Here is a 20,432-nt window from a genome sequence, read left to right as displayed (position 1 = left end):
GGTGATATTAAGTAGTAAACAACTAAATTAGTTAGTTATAAATCACATTAAATACTAATATTAACTTATATCCATATTATGGTATAATGAGAGATAAAAGGGGAGGTAGAAATATTTTTAAAAAAATGTTTAAACATTTTTTAAGTTTTGCGTTGTTAGTACTTTTTATATCTACTCTAGCTGTACCGGCTTCTGCGGCTGACACTATTACTGGAAATAATAGTTCCAACACTGCCTACATAATAGGCAATTGGAAATACAGTAGTACAGGTACTACAATATTACCTGAAGGTGAAAACGAAGCTTATTATAAGTTCACTGCAAATGCAGGAGAAAGAGTTTATGTAAGAAGTTCATACCAGCATCAATATGCAGGTATGAAAATAGAAGTATATAAAAATTCATTATCCGTTAACACAGGAACGAACGTAATTGATCCTAGCTCACTTACTCCTTTTATTTATGCAAAAGCTGACGATGTCTCTTCAGCTTCGGAAACTTTTTATGTAAAAGTTAGTCGAGGGACTTATACTGGTAACATGTATTTTACTGTATCTATTCTAGACCGCATTAAATCTGGTAGTGGCAAATTTAATTTTAAAGAAACTGCTATTAATAATGGCAATACTAGTTTAAATTTAGATGGTGTTGATTCCTCTGTCATTACTATGGATTTAACTACTAACGCTACTATTCCACTACATGCAGTTGTCAAATCTATCACGACTTCTAGTACCCAAACACCTATTCAAGGAAATGTAACGCATAAATTAATATCAAATCAAAACGGGATTTGGAATACAGCTATTGTTTCTAATCCAACTAGCGGCTCCTACAACATCTCCTTACAGAATAAACTCGATGTGGCTAGCATATGGAGTTTCAAATACAATGCAAAAGCAACTGCAAAATCTACTATGACCAATGTCAATGCCAATATTAATTATGAATATGATGTAACTGACCAATTCTAGCATTCCACTTCTTATAGTTGTTAAATGAGGAACTATACAATACAGAGAGGTAACCTTTCGTTTTCTTCCTCTATTTAAATGATTAGACTTGATTTTGAAGAGCAGTATAACTAATACAATAAGCCCTCTCTATCCAGTAATCCCATATTAGAGAGGGCTATTTTATACTGTTTAGCTGTATGTTTTTAGTAAATCAGCTAGTGTGTTAGCAAATTCAAGAATCAGAGGTTCCCCAATACCAAGCGCAATCAACAACAACATTACAAAACCAAGTGGTAAGCTATTTAAAACAAACCAACAATGATCTAGAAAGCTTGTCTAGACACAATGACAAATACAATTCACTACTAATAATCAAACTTGTTCATCTACTTCACCCCTTCATAGACCGTATTTATTCCTTTTTCTTGAGTTCGATTTTCGTTATAACAACTTTTTATAAATCTTTTCGCAATTTTAGTGAGTTATTTCCAGTATTGAATTCAAGTTAGACTTACAATTTAAAACAAACAACTATTCATTGGAAGCGCTTTCGTATATAATGAAATTAGGAGGGGATCGTAATGAATATGGTTTCTGTTACATCATCAAAATTAACACATGTTGGTTTTGATTCAAGCGCGATGATTTTAAGAATTGAGTTTAAAGATGGCGTATTTGAATATTACGGCGTTCCTGAACGGGTTTATAATGAATTAATGGAAGCAGACTCAAAAGGAATCTACTTCAAGCGCTATATAAAAGATCGCTTTAGATTTGTCCGCGTATAATACACAACAGCATCCAATTTTGGATGCTGTTTTTTCTATTTGCATATATAATTTTTAGATAAAAATGTTAGTTCTCAAGTGTTATTTTACCAATTTGTTCCGAAATAGGGGTGTTACTATGCTGCATCAACACGCTTCCGTAGTTTATCCGTTTATTATTTTTATCAAGGTATTTACCCATTAGCAGGATCGACTGGGGCTGGTTTAATAGGAATATTTACTTTCTTGTACTAAGGTACCCTAACAAGATTTCTTCATATGATAAAAGAGCTATTTTAATCATTTTAGCTCTTAGTTTTATTTTCACTTTAAGTGCACCTAATATAAGTATTTCTGGACATGTTGGAGGGATTATTAGTGGTTTTGTATTAGCCTTCATTATTTCAATTTTAGATAGCAATAAAAAGGACGTATTTTTTTCACAAAATTATACATTAAGTATTAAAAGCAGCTCATGAAGTTGTTTTATCGATTAAGAAGAGCAGAGGATATACTATCTATGAATTTTAAAAAACGGAAGAGACATCCTGAACATTCAATCCGTAATTGATTACGCACACATATATGAAAAATAGATTTCATAAAGCACAGGAACTGTTGAATGTGCGATCCTATAAAGGAATTTAATTCCGTACCTTTCCTGGGGCGAAGTCTGAAGGCAGCGAAAGTCCAATCTTCACTTGGGTTTAGACACAGTATCCAAAGGTTAATTTATCCGTATAATTATGCCCTTAAAATAGATTCTCTCCAACAGACTACCTCAATAGTCTTGACAACTACAGACTATCATAGTAGTATTAATGTGTGGCAAACTATTGCAATAGTCCACTTAATAAAAGGAGCATGCGCGTATGCAAGTTAAATTGTTTGATTCGGAATTACAAGTGATGAATATTTTATGGGAAGAAGGCGATTTGACAGCTAAACAGCTCTCACAAATGTTAAACGAACGAATAGGTTGGAATAAAAATACCACCTATACAGTTATAAAAAAATGTATAAAAAAAGAGGCCATTGAAAGAATTGAACCTAACTTTATCTGTCATCCAATCATCAGAAAAGAACAGATACAAGAACAAGAAACGACGGAATTGATTGATAAAATATTTAATGGTTCTAAATCTTTACTATTCGCATCCTTACTAGACAAGAAAAAAATGTCCGCGAGTGAGATCGATAAATTAAAGCAAATTGTTAAAGATTTTGAGTGAGGAATTATGATATGAGTATTCTCAACATGAGTGTAGACGCATCTCTCCTCCTCATCATTGTGCTATTGATGCGGATGTTAGTAAGAAATAAAGTGCCAAAACAAACATTTTTAATTCTTTGGGGAATCGTTGCATTTAAACTACTCATCCCCTACTCTTTTTATTCAAAGTTGAGCATGCAGCCTATGCTGAAAAACTTATTTGTTACGCTCACTCACTCAAATGATTCGGAAAGTATGCACAATACAATCGAAATCGCACAAACATCAAACACGTTGTATCATCAGCTTTTGCTTGTGATGACAAGCGATTTTGTTCAGTACCTTTGGGCATGTGGGGGTATCGGGGTTTCGCTATTCTTTATAGTGGCCTATGTTAGATTTTATAAAGAATTTCAAACAGCCATCCCAGTGAAGAATAATGAGTATCTCGATCAATGGCTAGAAGACCATAAGTTAAAAAGAACGATTCAAATTGCAGTATCAGATAGAATTACAACTCCGTTAACATATGGAATCTTTAAACCAGTCATCTTATTGCCGAAATCAATAAATTGGGAAGACGCTGCAAGTATTCAGTTTATTCTCACGCATGAATTAATTCATATTAAACGCTTCGACGTTTTGTGGAAAGTAGTTTTAATGATTATGGTAGCTTTGCATTGGTTTAATCCATTAGTTTGGATTATGTATTTTTTAGTAAACAGAGACATTGAATTGTCTTGCGACGAAAGGGTTATTAGACAGTTTGGAGATAAGGCAAAGTCAGCATATGCACTATCTCTCGTCAATATGGCAGATGAAACCTATACGGTTACGCCGCTTTGTAATCATTTTAGTAAAAACGGGATTGAAGAAAGGATAGTGTCCATTATGACCTTAAAGAAAAAGTCGGTATTAGGAACAGCATTAGCATGTACATTAGTCATTGGAGGGATGACCGTCTTTGCGGCAACTAGCCAAGAGCCACCAACGCTGAAAGAAGGCAAAGAACGAAATCCAGTTATTGTTACGAATGCATCAAATAGTACGACAGAACCACATGTAATCGCAACAAATAAAGGCAAAGAACGAAATCCAGTTATTGTTACGAATGCATCAAATAGTACGACAGAACCACATGTAATCGCAACAAATAAAGGCAAAGAACGAAATCCAGTTATTGTTACGAATGCATCAACTAGTACGACGGACCCACGTGTAATCGCAACAAATTAAGGCAAAGAACGAAATCCAGTTATTGTTACGAATGCATCAACTAGTACGACGGACCCACGTGTAATCGCAACAAATTAAGGCAAAGAACGAAATCCAGTTATTGTTACGACTGCATCAAATAGTACGACGGAACCACGGGTAATCGCAACAAATAAAGGCAAAGAACGAAATCCAGTTATTGTTGATTCATCAAATAGTACGACGGAACCACGTGTAATCGCAACAAATAAAGGCAAAGAACGAAATCCAGTTATTGTTGATTCATCAAATAGTACGACGGAACCACGTGTAATCGCAACAAATGAAAAATAAATAAATTACTCCAAAGACTAGTCCTGAAATCCGGGACTAGTTTTTTCATTGGATGCTGTACGTAAATTCAGTAGCATTCAAATTACTGGTAGAATCAACACTATAACATTAAACCATTTCACATAAACTTCAGATAACTCCGCATAAACTTCATCTTAGATTCATGAGTTTTGCAACACCCAGTTGTTAATAATTTGTAAATGGATTTAATTGTAGTAAAAAATATATTAGAAGTTATGTTAGGGGATATTTTATGAGAAAAATAACGTCTGTATTTTTAGCATCAACCTTGGTTACAGGATTAATTTTTGGAGCTGTTCATCTTCTATTTTTTGATTGATTTACTTCATCTGTCACCATCTTTATATTAATATGACGTATCTTCCTGCCAATATAAAGCATACTATTGTCAATTATAAAAAAAGGAAAAAAGGGTGAAAACATGAAATATAAAATGTCTCCTACCAAAGATATTAACAACACTGTTTTCAATAAAAGGAAAAAACCAGTCATACTCATCACTGTAGACTCTCTTATGAGTCAGTCCATCCAAAAAGTCATTCAAGAAAGAAGAGCCCCTGCCTTTTCATTTTTAATAGAAAACGGACAATTTTACCCAGAAGTAATTAGCTCTTATCCTACAATGTCCGTTGCTATTGACAGTACTTTGTTGACTGGTACTTATGCTGATCAACATAAGATTCCAGGCCTTATTTGGTTTAAGAAAGATGAAAATCGCATTATAAGCTATGGGAGCGGCATAAGCGAAATCTGGAACCTTGGAGTTAAAAATGTTGCACTCGATGGTATTGTTAATCTAAACAAAGAGCATCTGAGCAAAAATGTTCAGACCATTCATGAAGAACTCTCAAAGGATAACATTCAATCTGCATCTATCAATGGCCTTTTATATCGTGGAAGTTTTCACCACCAATTAAATGTTCCAAAACTAATTTCAGCAATAGGACTTCTACCAAATGAAATAGATATCAACGGACCATCATTACTTTCATTGGGAACATTGTCTCAATATGATTCCAAAAATGGTCGTCATAAGTTTGCGTGGAAAAGTATGGGCTTTAATAATCAATTTACCGTTAACGAGTTAAAATTCTTAATTAAACATAATAAATTACCTTCATTTACTCTCGCCTATTTACCAGATGCAGACAAATTTTTACATATAAACGGCCCGGAGGATATAGATCCAATTGAAAAAGCAGATCAATATCTTCGAGCGCTACTAAATTCTTATCCTACTTGGGAGGAAGCAATTGAACAGGCAATTTGGATTGTACATGGGGATAGTGCCCAATCTAAGATTATTAAAGATAAGAACATTTCGCTAATCGATTTAAATGATGTGTTAAAAGACTATACTTTTTGGGAACGTAAGAAGAATGGCGAAATTGCAATCGCGATTAACGAGAGAATGGCGTACATTAACTTAATCAAAGAAAACATTGAAATTTCAAAAATAATAGAGACATTAAAAAAAGATGATCGAATTGGTATTATTGCATGGAAAGAGGAAGAAACAAACTATGTTATTTCTCCACAATCCGATAAGTATTTTACATTTTCACCAAATGGTCCGTATAAGGATCTGTATAACCAATCATGGAAGTTAGATGGTGATCATTCCATTTTAAATTTGGAAATTGATAATCAAAGGCTTATCGAATATGGCAATTATCCAGATGCGCTCGCAAGACTTAATGGTGCCCTGCATTCACATGAAGGTCAATTTATAATTGTAGATGCCAAACCACACTTTGAATTCATAGAAAAACATAGTCATAACCATGCTGGTGGAGGAGCACATGGTTCTTTACACAAAATCGATTCCCTTGTTCCTCTCATAATCGCTGGTACTCGTGAAAAACCTGAATACAATAGACTCGTTGACATTAAAAAATGGATTATAAAATTAACAAAGTGACTCCCTTACTTTAGACAATATAGAGGTAGCGTCAGGAAAATGCGTATTTACAATGTTAAGAAGATTACATGATTACAAACCCCAATTTCTTTAATAAGATGAGAAATTCGGGTTTTTTCGTTATGGAGAAATCAAGAAACGTGAAAAAAGCAGTAGAGACTTTGTTTGAAATTGAAAATGATTAAGCCGTTTTCTCTCCCCTATTCCAATAGTCTTTTTCTTTCAAGACCCCGAACATCCTTCAAACAGGAATGCTGCCCCTTTAGAGTACCAATAAGAAAAACACCTCAACTCTAAGAAATCGATAGAGGTGAGGTGATTTTTATCAAACTTTTTACAAAGCTACAGAAATCCAATATCACAAAGTTTTAAATTTTTAGTTGTAATCCCCCCTTACTTCACTTTTGGAATTTGTCTATATCCGAATTTAATCCTTACGATTGTGCCTTCTTCATTTCTTTTAAAACGCAGAATAAAATTCGAGTCTTTTATGTGTACTAAAAATGTGTCTTCTGCAATTGGTTTAATTATTGTATGAATTCCATCTGAATCCATATGAAGTTTTCCCGCTTCAACATGAAGTCTCACTTTCGCTCCTTCACCAGAAACAAATTCACCTTCATATTCCTTTAATTTAGCAAGGGATACATCAATTTCTTTCAAACTAAAATGAGTATCGTAAACAGATTTACCCAGTTGTTCTGCAAACGCACTATATAATAGTTGTGTAGATGGTACTCCTGCTAAGTTAGCAAATGCGATACCTGCTAAACCTAATTCTGGAATCATATTCAATTGGGATGCTACACCTTTAATGGAACCTCCATGTTCTATCAGTCGATATCCAAAAAAGTCTGGTACTATTGTTAAACCGTATCCGTAATATTTATCAGGATCACATTGTATATAAGGTGTTGTCATTAATTCGACGCTCTTTGGTGTCAATATTTGTGCTGAGCCTACTTTTCCGTTGTTTCTGAAGATTTCCGAGTATTTAAGCATATCGTTTATAGTAGATTTCAAGAATCCAGCTGCACGCATAGCGGGCGCGTCCCAAGGATTATTCGATTCAAACACGATTGTTTCTTCCGCTTTTCTCCGTGAATTATAAAGGGTGGCAATATCCTCGTGTCCATCTAATTCTTCTAAATGAAATACACTTTGATACATGCCTGCCGGATCTAGAATGTAATCTTTCATATATTGTTCGTATTTGATTCCACTTACTCTTTCAATAATAGTGCCTAAAAGAGCGTAACACTCATTTGAATAGCTAAACTCTGTACCAGGTGCACCAAATAGCTGATACTCCGCGTTCGCAATACCTTCCATCAGTTCCTCATATGTTTCAATACATGGAATTTTAGATAATTCATTTTCTTTCTTTTCATCTTCTTCAAATCTTGGATCCAACTCTATACTCTTACGTAATGCACCCATTAATAATGTTAAAGGAGGTAATCCTGCAGAATGAGTCATAAAGTGATGAATCGTCATTTGTTTTGTATACTCTTCATCATTAGTTTTAAATTCTGGTAAATATTGAACAACAGCATCATGAACAGAAAGTTTTCCAGCCTCTTGTAGCTGGAGAATGGCCATACACGTAAATGACTTCGTTATTGAACCGATTCCAAATACGGTGTCAGAGGATAAAGGTAGCTCCTTTTCTACATTTCGATAGCCAAAGTCACTTTCATAAAATAATTGCCCGTCTTTCGCCAAGCCCATTGCAAACCCTGGAATTTGATATTTCTTTGTAAGTTCACCAGCATACTGATCGAATTCTTTCATCATTGTTTCTTGTTTCATATTGTACATCTCTCCATTTCTTGATTTTCTGATTTTTTAATAAATATATCTTTTGGAAATTCATTGTTCTAGAGGCCTGAATTGCTGCATGTGAATGTGATGCAATGATTGGGTTATTGCTTATTTATAGACAATAAGAAATCGATTTCCCCCTTTCGCTGTCTACTTTAATTGTATGGAACGAACTTCTCTTTTTTCTTACTCAATTCTTACAAATCCCTTAAGCTTTGAGACAAGCCTAAAAAAGACACTAAGTAAACGTAAAACAGGAGCTTTCGCAGATTCCTCTAATAATGCTACTGTTCAACCAGGGAAAAACCGAAACCTGCTAGCGAATCACTTTGGTTAGGATCTACTGTGCAGAGTCCCCAAAACACTATATATGCAAATAACAGTGTTAACATTACATTTGATTTCGGTTCTTTAGGTGAAACTCTTACTTTATGGGGTAAAAATATCTATAAAATACCCTGCAAGAAGGAAATGCTATCTTTGGTAGGAAAGAACGCACTAGTGTTGTATAAATAAAGATAGAAAACTCTGTCTATTTAAACTTAGGGTTTAGAGCCAAAAAAGTGAACACTTCAATAAAGGTGGCTCCATCCGCTTGGATTTTATTTACAATTACATATTATTCACACTAATATTTTGTTATTCGCACCAAGCTGTAACATTTTTATTGCCACTCGCTCGAAATGCAGCAATTCGTTCTTGCCACATCGCCTGTCGTTCAGATTGTGTCATGGAAAAATCCTCCCTTACTTAGCTGAATTTATAATTGATCTTTCAATTTCATTTATTATGAAACTTTATTGTAAATGTGGTTCTATCAGACTTCTGTTCTATTGTTCTAAGGCTGGTATATACAAAATTTTCTTTTATTGAAATAAATTGGTTGCACGGTGTTTTATATATGTATATAATGTGAATATAGTATATATACATTATATAAGGATGTGAATTTAGTAAATACTCAAAATGAAGAAGCATGAGAGGGGCAGTGTTCAAATGACAGGCACAGAAAAAACTCATAATATTCATCTAGCTAAACGCTGGATGATCACCATTGGAATATTTTTAATTGTTCAATTGATCTTTATCGCCGTTGATGGCACTTTCCTGGAGCCAAAACTAAACGATAGTGGTAACTTATTTGCCAGGATAAGTAGCTGGATTTTGGACTCGAAGCTCTTTACTGAATGGATTAACCCTTATTCCTTTTCATTTTTTAATATGTTCATGACAATTCACGTTATTGCTATACTGATTCCAGCAGTACATGGCATTATTTCAAGTATGTTTTCAAAAAAATAAAGAAGAGGGATTGGCATGCAAATAATTATTTCCAACAGTTCAAAGGAGCCGATTTATGAACAAATTACGAATCAAATTAAATCGTCTATTTTAGCAGGTGAACTACAAGAGGGTACAGCAATACCTTCCATGCGTAATCTCGCAAAGGATTTACAAATTAGTGTTATAACGACGAAACGTGCTTATGAGGAATTGGAGAAGGCGGGCTTTATCTATTCCATTGTCGGAAAAGGGTCTTTTGTCGCAGAGCAAAATTTAGAGGTTATAAGAGAGAAGAAGCTGAAGGTCATTGAGGAGCAGCTGGGTGCGGTCATAACGAATAGCAGAGAAATTGGTCTGTCACTTGATGAGCTGAAGCAATTATTAAAGATTTTATATGAGGAGTGAAATGAATGGAAAATGTGGTTGAATTAAAAAATGTAACAAAGAAATTTAAAGGTTTTTCCGTTAAAAATATTGATTTACAAGTGAAGCAAGGCTTTGTAACTGGGTTCATTGGAGCAAATGGAGCTGGTAAGTCGACAACGATAAAAATGATGATGAATCTATTAAAGCCGGATGCCGGAGAAGTTAAGCTTTTCGGGTTGGACTACAAAACGCATGAGAAGGCTATCAAAGAAAGAATTGGATTTGTCTACGATGGCAATATTTTTTTTGAAGGGCTGAACTTAAAAGATATAAAACGTATAGTTGCACCAGCTTACAAACAATGGGATGATACTTTATTTTATCAATATGTTGAACAATTCAAATTACCGCTTAATAAAGCGATAAAAACTTTCTCAAAAGGAATGCAAATGAAAGCTTCATTGGCGATAGCACTATCACATCATGCAGAGCTGATTATCATGGACGAACCAACAGCAGGCTTAGACCCCATTTTTAGACGAGAGCTATTGGATCTTTTACAGGAATTAATGATTGAAGGTAATCGTACCATTTTCTTCTCTACACATATTACAACAGATTTAAATCGTATCGCAGATTATATAGCTTTTATGCAGAATGGGGAATTAGTATTTAATCAGTCCATTCACGACGTAGCTGAAAACTATGCGCTCGTTAAAGGAGGATTAAATCTTCTGGATAGCGACACTGAAAAGGCCTTTGTTCATGTTCATCGTGCATCAACAGGATTTGAAGCATTAACGGATAATATTAAAGCAGTGAAAAATACTTTTGGAGACACAGTTGTCTTTGAACGGGCCTCTCTGGAAGATATCATGTATTACTTGAAAGGGGGCATACACCATGTTTAATTTAATCAGACGTGATGTCATACTACAGAAAAGGCAGCTATTAATCTTTCTTCCTGTTATCTTATTCTTTATCATTATTGACAAACATCCAGCTTGGACTTTTCTCATTGCCAGTATTTTTATTCCCTTTAACACTTATGCTTACGATGAAAAAGTAGAGACAAACATATTATTAAATTCCTTACCTTATACACGTACGGAAATTATCGCATCACGCTATCTTGGGGCTATTGTTTATATGCTTTTAGCAATTGGGGTGACAAGTCTAGCATTATTTGCTTTCAATAAACCGTTTACGATGATTGATATTGCGATTGGCAGTAGCTTATTCTTATTATTTGCCGCGTTTACATTTCCATTATTTTACATATTAAAACCAGGCCATATTACAATGGTTGTAATGATCAGCTTTTTCCTTTTAGCAGCTATAGGACCGGCCATTGTATTGTTTTTAGCTGAACATTTAACAGCAATAACTGATTTTATTGTTAATTTATCCGTACCGGTTTTATATACAGGAGCGACACTTGTTATCATGGTAGTCTATGTTATTTCTTGGGTGACTACTACTGTTATTTACCAACGAAAGGCGTTCTAAGTAGGTTCTTTGTACTAGCTGAAAAATTTAAGTCAACTCCGACTAGATGTATTATGCAGGAAGCAGCGATATTCTTTTTTGGATGTATGGCTATATATATGAAAGCGTAGTAGTGGTTCTTTAATAATCATTGGTTGACGGATAGAAGTTAACTTTGGATAAATTTTTCTGGAAGTTGATTCTACACAGGTTTGGTGGTGTTCTTATATATACTGCTGTGCTAAATGTTAAACCGAGGAATCTGATGTAATGTATCTTAGATATCGAATTTTAAAATAATACTTATACATTAATTGTCACTAGCGTTGCATTAAAATAACTTTAGTTTCAAAAATACTCAAAATGTTCCATAATCCTGTTTTGTGCATAAAAAAGTCCTTTATAATGGATAAAGTCAGGTGATAACCCATCCAAATCCACTAATAAAGGAACTACATATGGACAAGATTACACGAAGAACATCATTTGGACAATGGTTTTTACCCATAAATCTTCAACTTTTTGAAGAAAACGTGAAAACGATGAAATTAGATGCGTATACGAAAAAACTTACGACGGATTCATTCTTAAAATTACTGCTTTTTGGGCACCTACATGAAACAGAAAGTCTGCACGCACTTAGTGATTTCCTTTTACTTCAAGAGGGGACAAATTTAGATTCTATCAGTGTTTCACAACTGTCACGTCGTTTAAATACGTGAATCCAGACATCTTCCAACAGCTTTTCCTTGATTTTGTCGTTCAAATTCACCAAAAAACGAATGTCTCGAAAAGCGTCATGCCTTTAAAGTTCATTGATTCGAGTACATTACCTCTTAATTTAACGAATCACAAATGGGCTGAATTTCGTAAAACAAAAGCGGGCGTTAAGCTTCATTTACGCCTGGTGTTCATTGCCCTCATTGTATTTTGCTTGAATGTTTTAGCTCAAATTGAAACCAATAGTAAACGAAAAATCCTGCAAATCAGCCGATATTTAAGAGCTTCTTTATGGAAACCAGCCTAAATCTGGCTTCGAAATTAAGAAGAGCAGAGGAGATACTATCTATGAATTAAAAAACGGAAGAGACCTCCTGAACATTCAATCCGCAATTGATACGCACACATATATGAAAAATAGATTTCATAAAGCACAGTAACTGTTGGATGTGCGACATCCTATAAAGGAATTTAATTCGATACCAAAAATCCCCTTTTTTGGTATCGAATTATTAAAAAAGCAAAAAACATAATATTTGGAGCATCTCAAATCCGTTGTGTCCAACAGAACCTAAACAATTTCTACAGTCTTCACATTCTCGAACTCTTTAAACGGTCAATATGCTTTTGTGCTATAGCATCGCCTGCAATAACAGCTCGTTCATACCATATAATAGCGCGATTTATATCCATTGGAACACCTATTGCGAACTCGTACATTTCTCCAATACGCACCTTTGCACTGGCATCTCCTTGTATAGCCGCGCGCTTATACCATACGAGCGCCTCGTCGTAATTGACGTTTGTCCCAATACCATTTTGATACATATAACCGACACTATATTCTGCATCTATATTGCCATTTTCCGCAGCTTTTTTATACCAACCAAAGGCCAGCTCCTTATTTTGCTTCACACCAATCCCTTGATCATATAAATTACCCATTCGATATTTTGCATCTATATAGCCGTTTTCTGCGGAAATTTTATAAAATATTAATGCTTGCCCTATATTTTTCTTTAAACCTAGGCCTTGTTCATACATAATACCGAGTGTAAATTGTGCCTCTTTGACACCTGCTTTAGACGCTAATGTGAACCATTTGAATGCCTCCACGAAGTTTTCTTCTACATATTCTCCGTTAAAATACATATCCGCTAAATTATTTGCTGCATCCGCATGTCCCTGCTTTGCCGCAAGTTCATAAAGATGAAAAGCTTTTTCTAAATCTTCCTGGACACCAACCCCCGCGTAATAGTAATTTGCCAAGCAAAACTGACCTTCCGCAACATTTAATTCAACTGCTAATTCATACCAATTGTAGGCTTTTTCATACTCTTTCTGATTTTCATAAAAGTATCCTATTCCAGTTGTAGCAGTTGCAATATCTCCAATTAGCCCTTCCTGCATATAAGCTGAGACTTGATTTGACAAGGAGAAATCTATCTTTTTTATATCCTCATTTAATACAGCCATTAACGTTGTCATTTTCTTTGCAAATTGATCTTCTATTTGTAACACCTCATCTATATCGTATTCGTAAAATTCATTTACATTCATGTTTGCCATTTAACTTCATATGTATAACTAAAAAACCATCTACCATCATTTCCCGATAGTAGATAGCTTCGTTAATTGTTTGTTTCTTTAATTATTTTTTCGCTAAAAATGTACCAGCCATTACAAGCATTTCTTTCCAAGTAGAGAATTGCGAGTTTTGATTGATAAATTTATTTAGATCGCCTTCAGGAATCCTCTTCAAATCATCGAGACTTTTAATACCAAACGGCAGTTTTTCTAATAACTCTTGGATAGTATTAAAATTTGTATGTTCTTTTATAAATGAGTTCGATAAGATAGCCTTCATATCAAAATTGCCACTTACTGCAACATCTTTTACCTTGTTGAATAAATCATTTAAATCCACTAAAATCCCCTCCTTTTCTTTACATTATACTTGAATTGACCAGTACAGTCATACATAGCATTTACAGCATCCCTGCTTTCTTCTATTATTAAAAGACAGGACGAAATTTTTTAGAGGTGTGGAATGACGACAGCTAGAGTGAAAACAAAAAGCAAAATGAGAACAGTTGATATTGTCTATTGTGGTATGTTCGCAACATTAATGATGATTGGCGCTAACATTACAGCCTTTGCCCCTTTTCTTGTCATTGGGGGCGTACCTATTACACTACAAACCTTTTTCGCCATTTTAGCTGGCCTTATATTAGGAAGTAGACTTGGTGCAATTTCTGTCTTAGTCTACGCATGTATTGGCTTAGCAGGTGCACCTGTTTTTGCGCGATTTGGCGGAGGTTTTGGGCAAATTTTGAGCCCAACATTTGGCTTTATAATCGGCTTTATCATATCGGCGTATATTGCAGGGAAAATTGTAGAACGATATTCATCTATAAAAGGCTATATTACCGCTTCAATTATGGCAACAATCATCGGTTATATCATAGGCACAAACTGGATGTATGTAGCTTATAAACTATGGGCAAATGCACCAGATGCCCTAACCTATAAATTAGTCTGGTTATGGATGGTTCCCCCATTTCCAAAGGATATAATACTTGGCATTCTAGCTGGAATGTTCGGGCATCGTATGTATAAAATATTGAAAATTAGACGTGATTAATAAAAGCCACTAGCAAATATTTTTTTGCTAGTGGCTTTATTAATTAATAGTTTACTCTTACAGCTGCACTTTCAGAAATGCCTGCTTTTTTAACGGTAATATATAATTTACCGCCTTTGCTGTTCAAAGATTTCAAGCGGATTGTTGCTGATTTACCACTCTTTGTTTTCGTTGCTAAAGTTTTTTTCTTGCTCGCATCTGCGTAAATTTTCACAGTACTTCCTGATTGTAGATTTGAAACGATTACTTTATCGTTTTTAGTGCCTTTTTTATTGATCACTTTAACAGTGGATTTCTTTGGCGTTTTTGTTTTCACTGAAGTTTTTAATGTATATGAAACACGGTCGCTCATTGAATCCATTAAGTCCATCATATCGCCGTTCACTTTAATATAATACGTGCCCTTTGATAAATAAACAGAGCCATTATATGATTTATTGCTTTTTGTTACTTTTAAACCTTTAACTGTTTTCTTTTTCGCATCCAACACTTTTAATTTGAATTTTGTCTTATACTTTTGATTTACATTTAATTTTAAGTATCCTGATTTAGGAACCGTTACTTTATAATAATCATCTGTATCAAACAGATTAAATGATGCATTATATGTTTTGTTTAATTTAATCGATGTCGCTTGTTTAATAGTATTATTTGCTTCTTTTTCATAGCTGCTACTTGCTTTTAAAGTGAATTTTGCTGTGTAGTTTTTATTTTTACCTTCGTCTAAATTCATTGCTAAAACGTAGTATGTACCCTTTTTCAGACCAACAGAGAAGGTGTGCATCGTTTTATCATAATCAAATATCTCTGAGTTTATAGCATAGCCTAATATTTCTACATCCATAAGTGCACTATCCATTATATCTAGATTTGACTCATCGATATTTTCTATATCCTCTAATAGAATAGGATCGAATTCGCTAAATAGAGCAATACCCATTTCACGTTTCTTAGGATTATCCAGTTTCATCGTGAATAAACCATCTGCTGGTACAGTCACTTTCATAATATCAATTTGGTCTTTATTGAATTTTCGGTTAACTGTTTTTTGCTTATTTTTCGTTAAAGAAATTGTTTCCACTTTAGTTGCTGCTTCTGTATTATTTGTTGAAGCCCCAAATGCAAATGCAAAAGCCACTACTAAAGCTAACATCATTTTAATAAAATTAAATCGTTTTTTTCTCATATTTACCCTCCAAAGTCATTTGTTCACTAAAATTATATACATATTTTTTTGATAGGTATATGGTTATTTAGGCGGATAATTAACATTTTAGAAAGTAATTTGGACTAAATCATACGAAATAGGGTTTTTCTTTATATAGCCAATACATAAGAAAAAAGCTATCCAATACGTAGATAGCTTTCAATTAAACGTATTTAAACCGTTGCTAAAATTGTTTCTTTCAGTTGTTTACGTGCACTTTCAATATCAACCTCTTGTCCTAGTTCCTGCAACGTTTCTCCTATTTTCACAATTGCTTCTTCTAGCATTTCAGGCGTGGTACTACCCATATGACCGATGCGAAAGGCTTTGCCTGCAAGATGCGCAAGTGAGCCTGCCACGATTACGCCTTTTTTCGCAAGTATTGTGCGGAAATCGGCATCACTAATACCTTCTGGATAAAGGATGCAGCTTAATGTTGGAGCCGCGACTTCTTCTGTTGCAAGTGGGGACATACCATACGTTGTTAGTGCAGCTCGAACCGCTTTACCAAATGATGTATGACGCGCTATACGGGCTTCCATTCCTTCAGCGATAACATTCTTCATCGCAACATCATAGGCATATATTAAATTCACAGGCGGTGTTGCAAAATAATTTGATGGGTTGTCCATTACAGATCTCCAGTTATGAATGTCCGCATAGTATGCAGGAATACGCCCTAACCGTTCACGTGCAGCAAGAGCTATTTTGCTAAATGCAATGATCCCTAACCCCGGTGGCACGCCAATCGCTTTTTGTGAACCCGTTAAAATTACATCAATTTTATAATCAGGATCACCATACGTTTTTGACATATTTTCTTCCATTGCAGCTGTTGCGCACACGCCATCTAGAATAAATAGAGCACCATGCTTTTTCACAACGGGTACAAGTTCTTCTAAATTGGCTGCCACACCTGTAGAAGTATCCGCATGTGTCACGGTTACGGCTTTATAGCCACCATTCTCTAGTTTCTCCTCTACTTGCTCAGGTGCAATTTGCTTGCCCCATTCAGCTTGTAACACATCGACCTCAATGCCAAATGCCTGTCCTAGCTGGATAAAACGATCACCAAAATAGCCATGACTTACTACTAATACTTTCTCCCCAACAGCGACTGTATTAATAAGCGCCATTTCCATCGCCAACGTCCCCGAGCCAGCAACAACATATACTTCTCCGTCTGTCTGGAATATTTTCTTCGTATTCTCTAGCGCATTTTTATAAATCGCTACAAAGCGCGGATCTGTATGCCCTCTCGTCTCACTTGCTAACGCATTATAAATTTCATCCGTCACCGGTGTTGGCCCTGGTATTAAAAGTAACTCTTCATTTATCATCATAAATCCCCCCTTCTTATGAAACTATCATATGTAATATATTGGTACGAAGTCAATCAGATTCAGAAAATTCTAATATGACGATTAATTTCCAATGCTATATTTTATTTGTACCCGTGCTGTTAGGACATACACCCCCACTTTATGCATAGAATAAGCAAATAAAAAGGCCAGAATTAGGTATCTCCATGTACAGCTGGATTCGTTTTTATGAGGCAGATCAAAAGTTATCAACGTTATTTGAGGGTATAGTGTTTGGTATTAGTATGATTAGTTTATTTTTCATTAATATTGGTGGGTTTGGCTTATGGTTGTCGAATAAGTTATTACAGAAGGAAGATTTTGAGTAGGAAGTTTAGGAGAAATTAGAAGAAGAAGACTCTCCAGAGAGGAGAGTCTTCTTAGAAATAATCAACTTAAAACATTAGAGTGGCTCATTCAAGCAGCGAAAATGCGCCAATTTCAGCCGCAACACCAGAGTCAATCTCAACACCATCAATGAAAATTGAAAAACGAAAAGTATCCAAAGTAATATGTATAGATGGACTGAAAAGTTTAACACAGTTGAAGAAAATAGCCATCTACGACATCTAAATACATTTGGTGAAAATCCGGCAGCGTGTGCAGTGGCTTTAAAAAATATCGAAATCATGGAGAGAGAAAACTTGTTCAATCGCTCGACTGAGTTAGATGATAGACTACAAAAAGAGCTTCTTATGGTATTTAAACAACATCATTGCCCGCTATAGTAAATCTGATGTTCTCTTTAATACGAATAATACCGTTGCAATTCATAATGCTGTTAAAGATGGTGCCTTAACAATTGGTCTGGATTACTCTTTTTCAGATCATGAAGGTATGATTGAATCTCCTATGGTGACAATTTCAGCGGTTAGCTGATCATGGCGTTTCCCAAGTAGTCGATGATAATGCTTAAGGTTGTTTGGTCGTACTCTCAACTTTAGCGGATACAGATGTTTTTTTATACTATTTTTTAATCAAGAACAGATTTTAGTGTTGAGCCTAAATTATCAAACTTTTTTCAAAAGCTACAACACATCAAAAGAAACAAAAACTTTTTCCTTTTCTAATCCATTTTTCGCTATTCTTTGCTGTACTTATTCTATTCTATTTTTTAATCATTACAAATCGCACTATTAAAAAGAATGACACAGTATATTTTAAAACCGTTTATCATTTTGGAAATTTTGAATGAAATGGTTCCTATCATCATATACACCAAAATGATAACCCTTTTCCTTATAAAAAGAAATGATTTCTGGAAGTACTTGCAGTACCTGAGTATTTTCGTGCATGAGAACGACTTCTACATCTCTTACGGTTCCATTTTTAATATTTTCTACAATTTGATTGGGGTTACCTTTTGATTGCCAGTCCAAAGAATCAATTGTCCAATCCCATACTTTAATATCCGCTTCTGCAATTTCATTACGAAGTTGTTTACTGTTCAACCCCGGTACTGAACCATATGGAGGTCGAACCAATTTAGGGTTTGTACCAGTAATATCATGAATAAGATTCAATGTTTCAATCATCTCCGGTACAAACTGTCCATCGGTGTAAAGACGTTTACTATCGTGTGACATACTATGTCCCCCTATGTAATGTCCTTCTTGCGTTGCTCGCTTAACACTTTCTTCGAAACTCTTATTCTGTAAATTAACCCCTTGCATGAAAAAAGTCGCTTTTATATCATGTTCTTTTAATATATCTAAAAATTGCCCTGTTAATTGACTAGGACCATCATCAAACGTGAGGTAAACAACTTTTCCTAAGGGCTTACTAGCTGCTCTTTCCTTTTTTATAGGATGCTGTTTACTTAAATCATTTTGCTTTTGTGTAGTATTTTGTTTAGTACTTTCTTCTACTACTTTAACAGTCGTTGTAGTGAATTTTTCTTTCAAATAGAACATTAGAAAAATAGTAGCTAGAATAACTCCTAACAATATTAATCCTTTTTTTATCCAACTTCGCTTAATATCTTTTCGTGGTGTTTTCACTGCTCAATCTCTCCTTTACAAAGAATAGAGTAATTGAACAATATAAAGATAAAATGCAGATTGTGTCGATTTAAATTAAAGAAAAAAAGTTATCTCAAATCTTTCTATCCTAGTCTACTCTTCTCACTCTATTCGTGTGAGATTACCAACTCTCCTATAATTCGTACAGCTGTATTTCCCCAATGTTAAGGACAATAATTAGTTTTATTTCATATTTATCTTGTCTTCATTTCATCTTTATATCGGCATCTTATTATTGGTCATGTTAATCACTTGAGCTTAAAAGATAAAGGAGAATTTGAAATATGAAGAAAAAGAATTTGAAATATCTATTTGCTTCCTTAATAGGTGTTAGTTTAGTTTGTCTAGTTTGTCTAATGGATAATACCGAAGTTAATGATGTGGAGATATTTAAAAAAAGCATTCATACATTAAAAAGTCATACGGTAAATAGTAATTCATTTGACAGTGAAACTGTAGATCTTTTAAATGGAAAAACCATCGTTATTGATCCTGGGCATGGTGGGGTTGATGGTGGGACAATTGGCTTGACCTATGGAACAATTGAAAAAGAGGTGAATCTTACAGTAGCGCAAAATATTAAAAAGCAACTTGAAGAAAGAACCGGGGCAACAGTCATCCTAACACGCGATAAAGATATGGATTTAGGCAATACTCAAAAAGAAGCTTTACGAAAAAGAATTCATATTGCCGATAAGGCTCTAGCTGATCTATATATTAGTATTCATCACGATGCTTTTACAGACACTGATGTTAAAGGAATAACGACACATTACAGTTCAAATCATAGAGAGAGTAAAAATTTAGCGATAATCTTACAAAATTCTATCTTCAATCAAAGTAGTAACGCTAAAAATCGTGGTGTAAAAGAAAGTGATTATTATGTTTTAAAGAACAATTCTGCTCCAGCAGTATTATTAGAATTGGGCTTTACTTCAAATAAGGAAGATGAAATACGAATGACATCCAAAGATTTTCAAAGAAAAACTGCAATATCAATAGTAAATGGAATTATTGAATTCTTTGAAAAATAAGAGAAAATTGCATCAACCCATTTAAATTTATGTATTTCCATATAAAAGAACAGATCA

21 protein-coding genes and 1 pseudogene are annotated in these 20,432 nt (G+C 34.5%); 15 read left to right on the top strand and 7 right to left on the bottom strand.

All coding sequences use genetic code 11. The annotated features are described in order from the left end of the window. The first annotated feature begins 86 nt into the window (after positions 1 to 86). From JFL43_RS04845 to JFL43_RS04825, 5 genes are all read left to right on the top strand, one after another. Complete coding sequence (locus JFL43_RS04845; protein ID WP_407701954.1) at positions 87 to 974, top strand: hypothetical protein; 888 nt, start codon at positions 87 to 89, stop codon at positions 972 to 974. A gap of 563 nt (positions 975 to 1,537) precedes the next feature. Then, positions 1,538 to 1,744: a KTSC domain-containing protein gene (locus JFL43_RS04840; RefSeq protein WP_234447593.1), complete on the top strand. Its 207-nt coding sequence runs from the start codon at positions 1,538 to 1,540 to the stop codon at positions 1,742 to 1,744. A 146-nt stretch (positions 1,745 to 1,890) separates the two neighbouring features. Further along, a complete protein-coding gene (locus JFL43_RS23410; RefSeq protein WP_200748223.1) occupies positions 1,891 to 2,202 on the top strand; it encodes a rhomboid family intramembrane serine protease in 312 nt (103 codons plus the stop codon). A gap of 393 nt (positions 2,203 to 2,595) precedes the next feature. Further along, the gene (locus tag JFL43_RS04830) at positions 2,596 to 2,955 is read left to right on the top strand and encodes a BlaI/MecI/CopY family transcriptional regulator (RefSeq protein ID WP_200748163.1); all 360 of its coding nucleotides are present in this window, start codon (positions 2,596 to 2,598) and stop codon (positions 2,953 to 2,955) included. A gap of 11 nt (positions 2,956 to 2,966) precedes the next feature. Beyond that, on the top strand, positions 2,967 to 4,172 hold the full coding sequence (locus tag JFL43_RS04825; RefSeq protein ID WP_200748162.1) for a M56 family metallopeptidase: 1,206 nt from the start codon (positions 2,967 to 2,969) through the stop codon (positions 4,170 to 4,172). A 74-nt stretch (positions 4,173 to 4,246) separates the two neighbouring features. Here the strand turns inward: JFL43_RS04825 and JFL43_RS04820 are convergent, their stop codons facing one another. Further along, positions 4,247 to 4,408: a hypothetical protein gene (locus JFL43_RS04820; protein WP_200748161.1), complete on the bottom strand. Its 162-nt coding sequence runs from the start codon at positions 4,406 to 4,408 to the stop codon at positions 4,247 to 4,249. 518 nt (positions 4,409 to 4,926) lie between these two features. On the opposite strand from JFL43_RS04820, the gene JFL43_RS04815 reads away from it, so the two are divergent. Beyond that, positions 4,927 to 6,426, top strand: coding sequence for an alkaline phosphatase family protein (locus tag JFL43_RS04815; RefSeq protein ID WP_200748160.1), 1,500 nt, complete (start codon positions 4,927 to 4,929; stop codon positions 6,424 to 6,426). A gap of 393 nt (positions 6,427 to 6,819) precedes the next feature. On the opposite strand, the gene JFL43_RS04810 is transcribed toward JFL43_RS04815, so the two are convergent. Further along, positions 6,820 to 8,238: a serine hydrolase domain-containing protein gene (locus JFL43_RS04810; RefSeq protein ID WP_200748159.1), complete on the bottom strand. Its 1,419-nt coding sequence runs from the start codon at positions 8,236 to 8,238 to the stop codon at positions 6,820 to 6,822. A gap of 1,008 nt (positions 8,239 to 9,246) precedes the next feature. On the opposite strand from JFL43_RS04810, the gene JFL43_RS04805 reads away from it, so the two are divergent. From JFL43_RS04805 to JFL43_RS04785, 5 genes and pseudogenes are all read left to right on the top strand, one after another. Next, positions 9,247 to 9,552: a YfzA family protein gene (locus JFL43_RS04805; protein WP_200748158.1), complete on the top strand. Its 306-nt coding sequence runs from the start codon at positions 9,247 to 9,249 to the stop codon at positions 9,550 to 9,552. Positions 9,553 to 9,567: 15 nt separating this feature from the next. After that, positions 9,568 to 9,939, top strand: a complete 372-nt coding sequence (locus JFL43_RS04800; protein WP_200748157.1) for a GntR family transcriptional regulator — start codon at positions 9,568 to 9,570, stop codon at positions 9,937 to 9,939. A 5-nt stretch (positions 9,940 to 9,944) separates the two neighbouring features. After that, positions 9,945 to 10,811, top strand: coding sequence for an ABC transporter ATP-binding protein (locus JFL43_RS04795; protein ID WP_200748156.1), 867 nt, complete (start codon positions 9,945 to 9,947; stop codon positions 10,809 to 10,811). Next, positions 10,804 to 11,409 (top strand): ABC-2 transporter permease, encoded by a 606-nt coding sequence (locus JFL43_RS04790; RefSeq protein ID WP_200748155.1) that lies wholly within the window; start codon positions 10,804 to 10,806, stop codon positions 11,407 to 11,409. Before JFL43_RS04795 ends, JFL43_RS04790 begins: the two co-directional genes overlap by 8 nt. A 437-nt stretch (positions 11,410 to 11,846) precedes the next feature. Continuing rightward, positions 11,847 to 12,319: pseudogene (locus tag JFL43_RS04785) on the top strand (DUF4372 domain-containing protein); the annotation flags it as partial. A gap of 380 nt (positions 12,320 to 12,699) precedes the next feature. On the opposite strand, the gene JFL43_RS04780 reads toward JFL43_RS04785, so the two are convergent. Both JFL43_RS04780 and JFL43_RS04775 read right to left on the bottom strand, forming a co-directional pair. After that, complete coding sequence (locus tag JFL43_RS04780) at positions 12,700 to 13,677, bottom strand: tetratricopeptide repeat protein (RefSeq protein WP_200748154.1); 978 nt, start codon at positions 13,675 to 13,677, stop codon at positions 12,700 to 12,702. Positions 13,678 to 13,759: 82 nt separating this feature from the next. Further along, a complete protein-coding gene (locus JFL43_RS04775; protein WP_200748153.1) occupies positions 13,760 to 14,035 on the bottom strand; it encodes a hypothetical protein in 276 nt (91 codons plus the stop codon). 123 nt (positions 14,036 to 14,158) lie between these two features. Between JFL43_RS04775 and JFL43_RS04770 the strand changes: the two genes are divergently transcribed. Continuing rightward, positions 14,159 to 14,752, top strand: a complete 594-nt coding sequence (locus JFL43_RS04770) for a biotin transporter BioY (protein WP_200748152.1) — start codon at positions 14,159 to 14,161, stop codon at positions 14,750 to 14,752. A gap of 43 nt (positions 14,753 to 14,795) precedes the next feature. Here JFL43_RS04770 and JFL43_RS04765 read toward each other — a convergent pair whose 3' ends face one another. Then, positions 14,796 to 15,938 carry a hypothetical protein gene (locus JFL43_RS04765; protein WP_200748151.1) on the bottom strand — a complete coding sequence of 381 codons (1,143 nt, stop codon included), beginning with the start codon at positions 15,936 to 15,938 and terminating at the stop codon, positions 14,796 to 14,798. A 194-nt stretch (positions 15,939 to 16,132) separates the two neighbouring features. Further along, positions 16,133 to 17,299 (bottom strand): pyridoxal-phosphate-dependent aminotransferase family protein, encoded by a 1,167-nt coding sequence (locus tag JFL43_RS04760; RefSeq protein WP_200748222.1) that lies wholly within the window; start codon positions 17,297 to 17,299, stop codon positions 16,133 to 16,135. 533 nt (positions 17,300 to 17,832) lie between these two features. Here JFL43_RS04760 and JFL43_RS22345 point away from each other — a divergent pair. Then, entirely contained in the window at positions 17,833 to 18,048 is a 216-nt protein-coding gene (locus JFL43_RS22345; protein ID WP_200748150.1) for an aminotransferase class III-fold pyridoxal phosphate-dependent enzyme, read from the top strand. Then, positions 17,990 to 18,199 carry a hypothetical protein gene (locus JFL43_RS04750; protein ID WP_200748230.1) on the top strand — a complete coding sequence of 70 codons (210 nt, stop codon included), beginning with the start codon at positions 17,990 to 17,992 and terminating at the stop codon, positions 18,197 to 18,199. Before JFL43_RS22345 ends, JFL43_RS04750 begins: the two co-directional genes overlap by 59 nt. Positions 18,200 to 18,480: 281 nt before the next feature. Here the strand turns inward: JFL43_RS04750 and JFL43_RS04745 are convergent, their stop codons facing one another. After that, the gene (locus tag JFL43_RS04745; RefSeq protein ID WP_325166630.1) at positions 18,481 to 19,320 is read right to left on the bottom strand and encodes a polysaccharide deacetylase family protein; all 840 of its coding nucleotides are present in this window, start codon (positions 19,318 to 19,320) and stop codon (positions 18,481 to 18,483) included. 305 nt (positions 19,321 to 19,625) lie between these two features. Between JFL43_RS04745 and JFL43_RS04740 the strand changes: the two genes are divergently transcribed. Further along, positions 19,626 to 20,375, top strand: a complete 750-nt coding sequence (locus JFL43_RS04740) for an N-acetylmuramoyl-L-alanine amidase family protein (protein WP_234447592.1) — start codon at positions 19,626 to 19,628, stop codon at positions 20,373 to 20,375. Positions 20,376 to 20,432 lie beyond the last annotated feature (57 nt).

This window comes from Viridibacillus soli (genome assembly GCF_016612995.1).
Lineage (GTDB): Bacteria > Bacillota > Bacilli > Bacillales_A > Planococcaceae > Viridibacillus > Viridibacillus soli.
Note: the sequence above shows the minus strand (reverse complement) of the source record. Positions and strands in the feature narration are given on the sequence as shown.

Coding starts and splice junctions, on each gene's coding strand:
- JFL43_RS04830 (WP_200748163.1), top strand. CDS start 2,596: ATGCAAGTTAAATTGTTTGATTCGGAATTACAAGTGATGAATATTTTA.
- JFL43_RS04790 (WP_200748155.1), top strand. CDS start 10,804: ATGTTTAATTTAATCAGACGTGATGTCATACTACAGAAAAGGCAGCTA.
- JFL43_RS04815 (WP_200748160.1), top strand. CDS start 4,927: ATGAAATATAAAATGTCTCCTACCAAAGATATTAACAACACTGTTTTC.
- JFL43_RS04760 (WP_200748222.1), bottom strand. CDS start 17,299: ATGATAAATGAAGAGTTACTTTTAATACCAGGGCCAACACCGGTGACG.
- JFL43_RS04780 (WP_200748154.1), bottom strand. CDS start 13,677: ATGGCAAACATGAATGTAAATGAATTTTACGAATACGATATAGATGAG.
- JFL43_RS22345 (WP_200748150.1), top strand. CDS start 17,833: ATGTATAGATGGACTGAAAAGTTTAACACAGTTGAAGAAAATAGCCAT.
- JFL43_RS04810 (WP_200748159.1), bottom strand. CDS start 8,238: ATGAAACAAGAAACAATGATGAAAGAATTCGATCAGTATGCTGGTGAA.
- JFL43_RS04765 (WP_200748151.1), bottom strand. CDS start 15,938: ATGAGAAAAAAACGATTTAATTTTATTAAAATGATGTTAGCTTTAGTA.
- JFL43_RS04740 (WP_234447592.1), top strand. CDS start 19,626: ATGAAGAAAAAGAATTTGAAATATCTATTTGCTTCCTTAATAGGTGTT.
- JFL43_RS04840 (WP_234447593.1), top strand. CDS start 1,538: ATGAATATGGTTTCTGTTACATCATCAAAATTAACACATGTTGGTTTT.
- JFL43_RS04770 (WP_200748152.1), top strand. CDS start 14,159: ATGACGACAGCTAGAGTGAAAACAAAAAGCAAAATGAGAACAGTTGAT.
- JFL43_RS04795 (WP_200748156.1), top strand. CDS start 9,945: ATGGAAAATGTGGTTGAATTAAAAAATGTAACAAAGAAATTTAAAGGT.
- JFL43_RS04845 (WP_407701954.1), top strand. CDS start 87: ATGAGAGATAAAAGGGGAGGTAGAAATATTTTTAAAAAAATGTTTAAA.
- JFL43_RS04750 (WP_200748230.1), top strand. CDS start 17,990: ATGATAGACTACAAAAAGAGCTTCTTATGGTATTTAAACAACATCATT.
- JFL43_RS04805 (WP_200748158.1), top strand. CDS start 9,247: ATGACAGGCACAGAAAAAACTCATAATATTCATCTAGCTAAACGCTGG.
- JFL43_RS04800 (WP_200748157.1), top strand. CDS start 9,568: ATGCAAATAATTATTTCCAACAGTTCAAAGGAGCCGATTTATGAACAA.
- JFL43_RS04825 (WP_200748162.1), top strand. CDS start 2,967: ATGAGTATTCTCAACATGAGTGTAGACGCATCTCTCCTCCTCATCATT.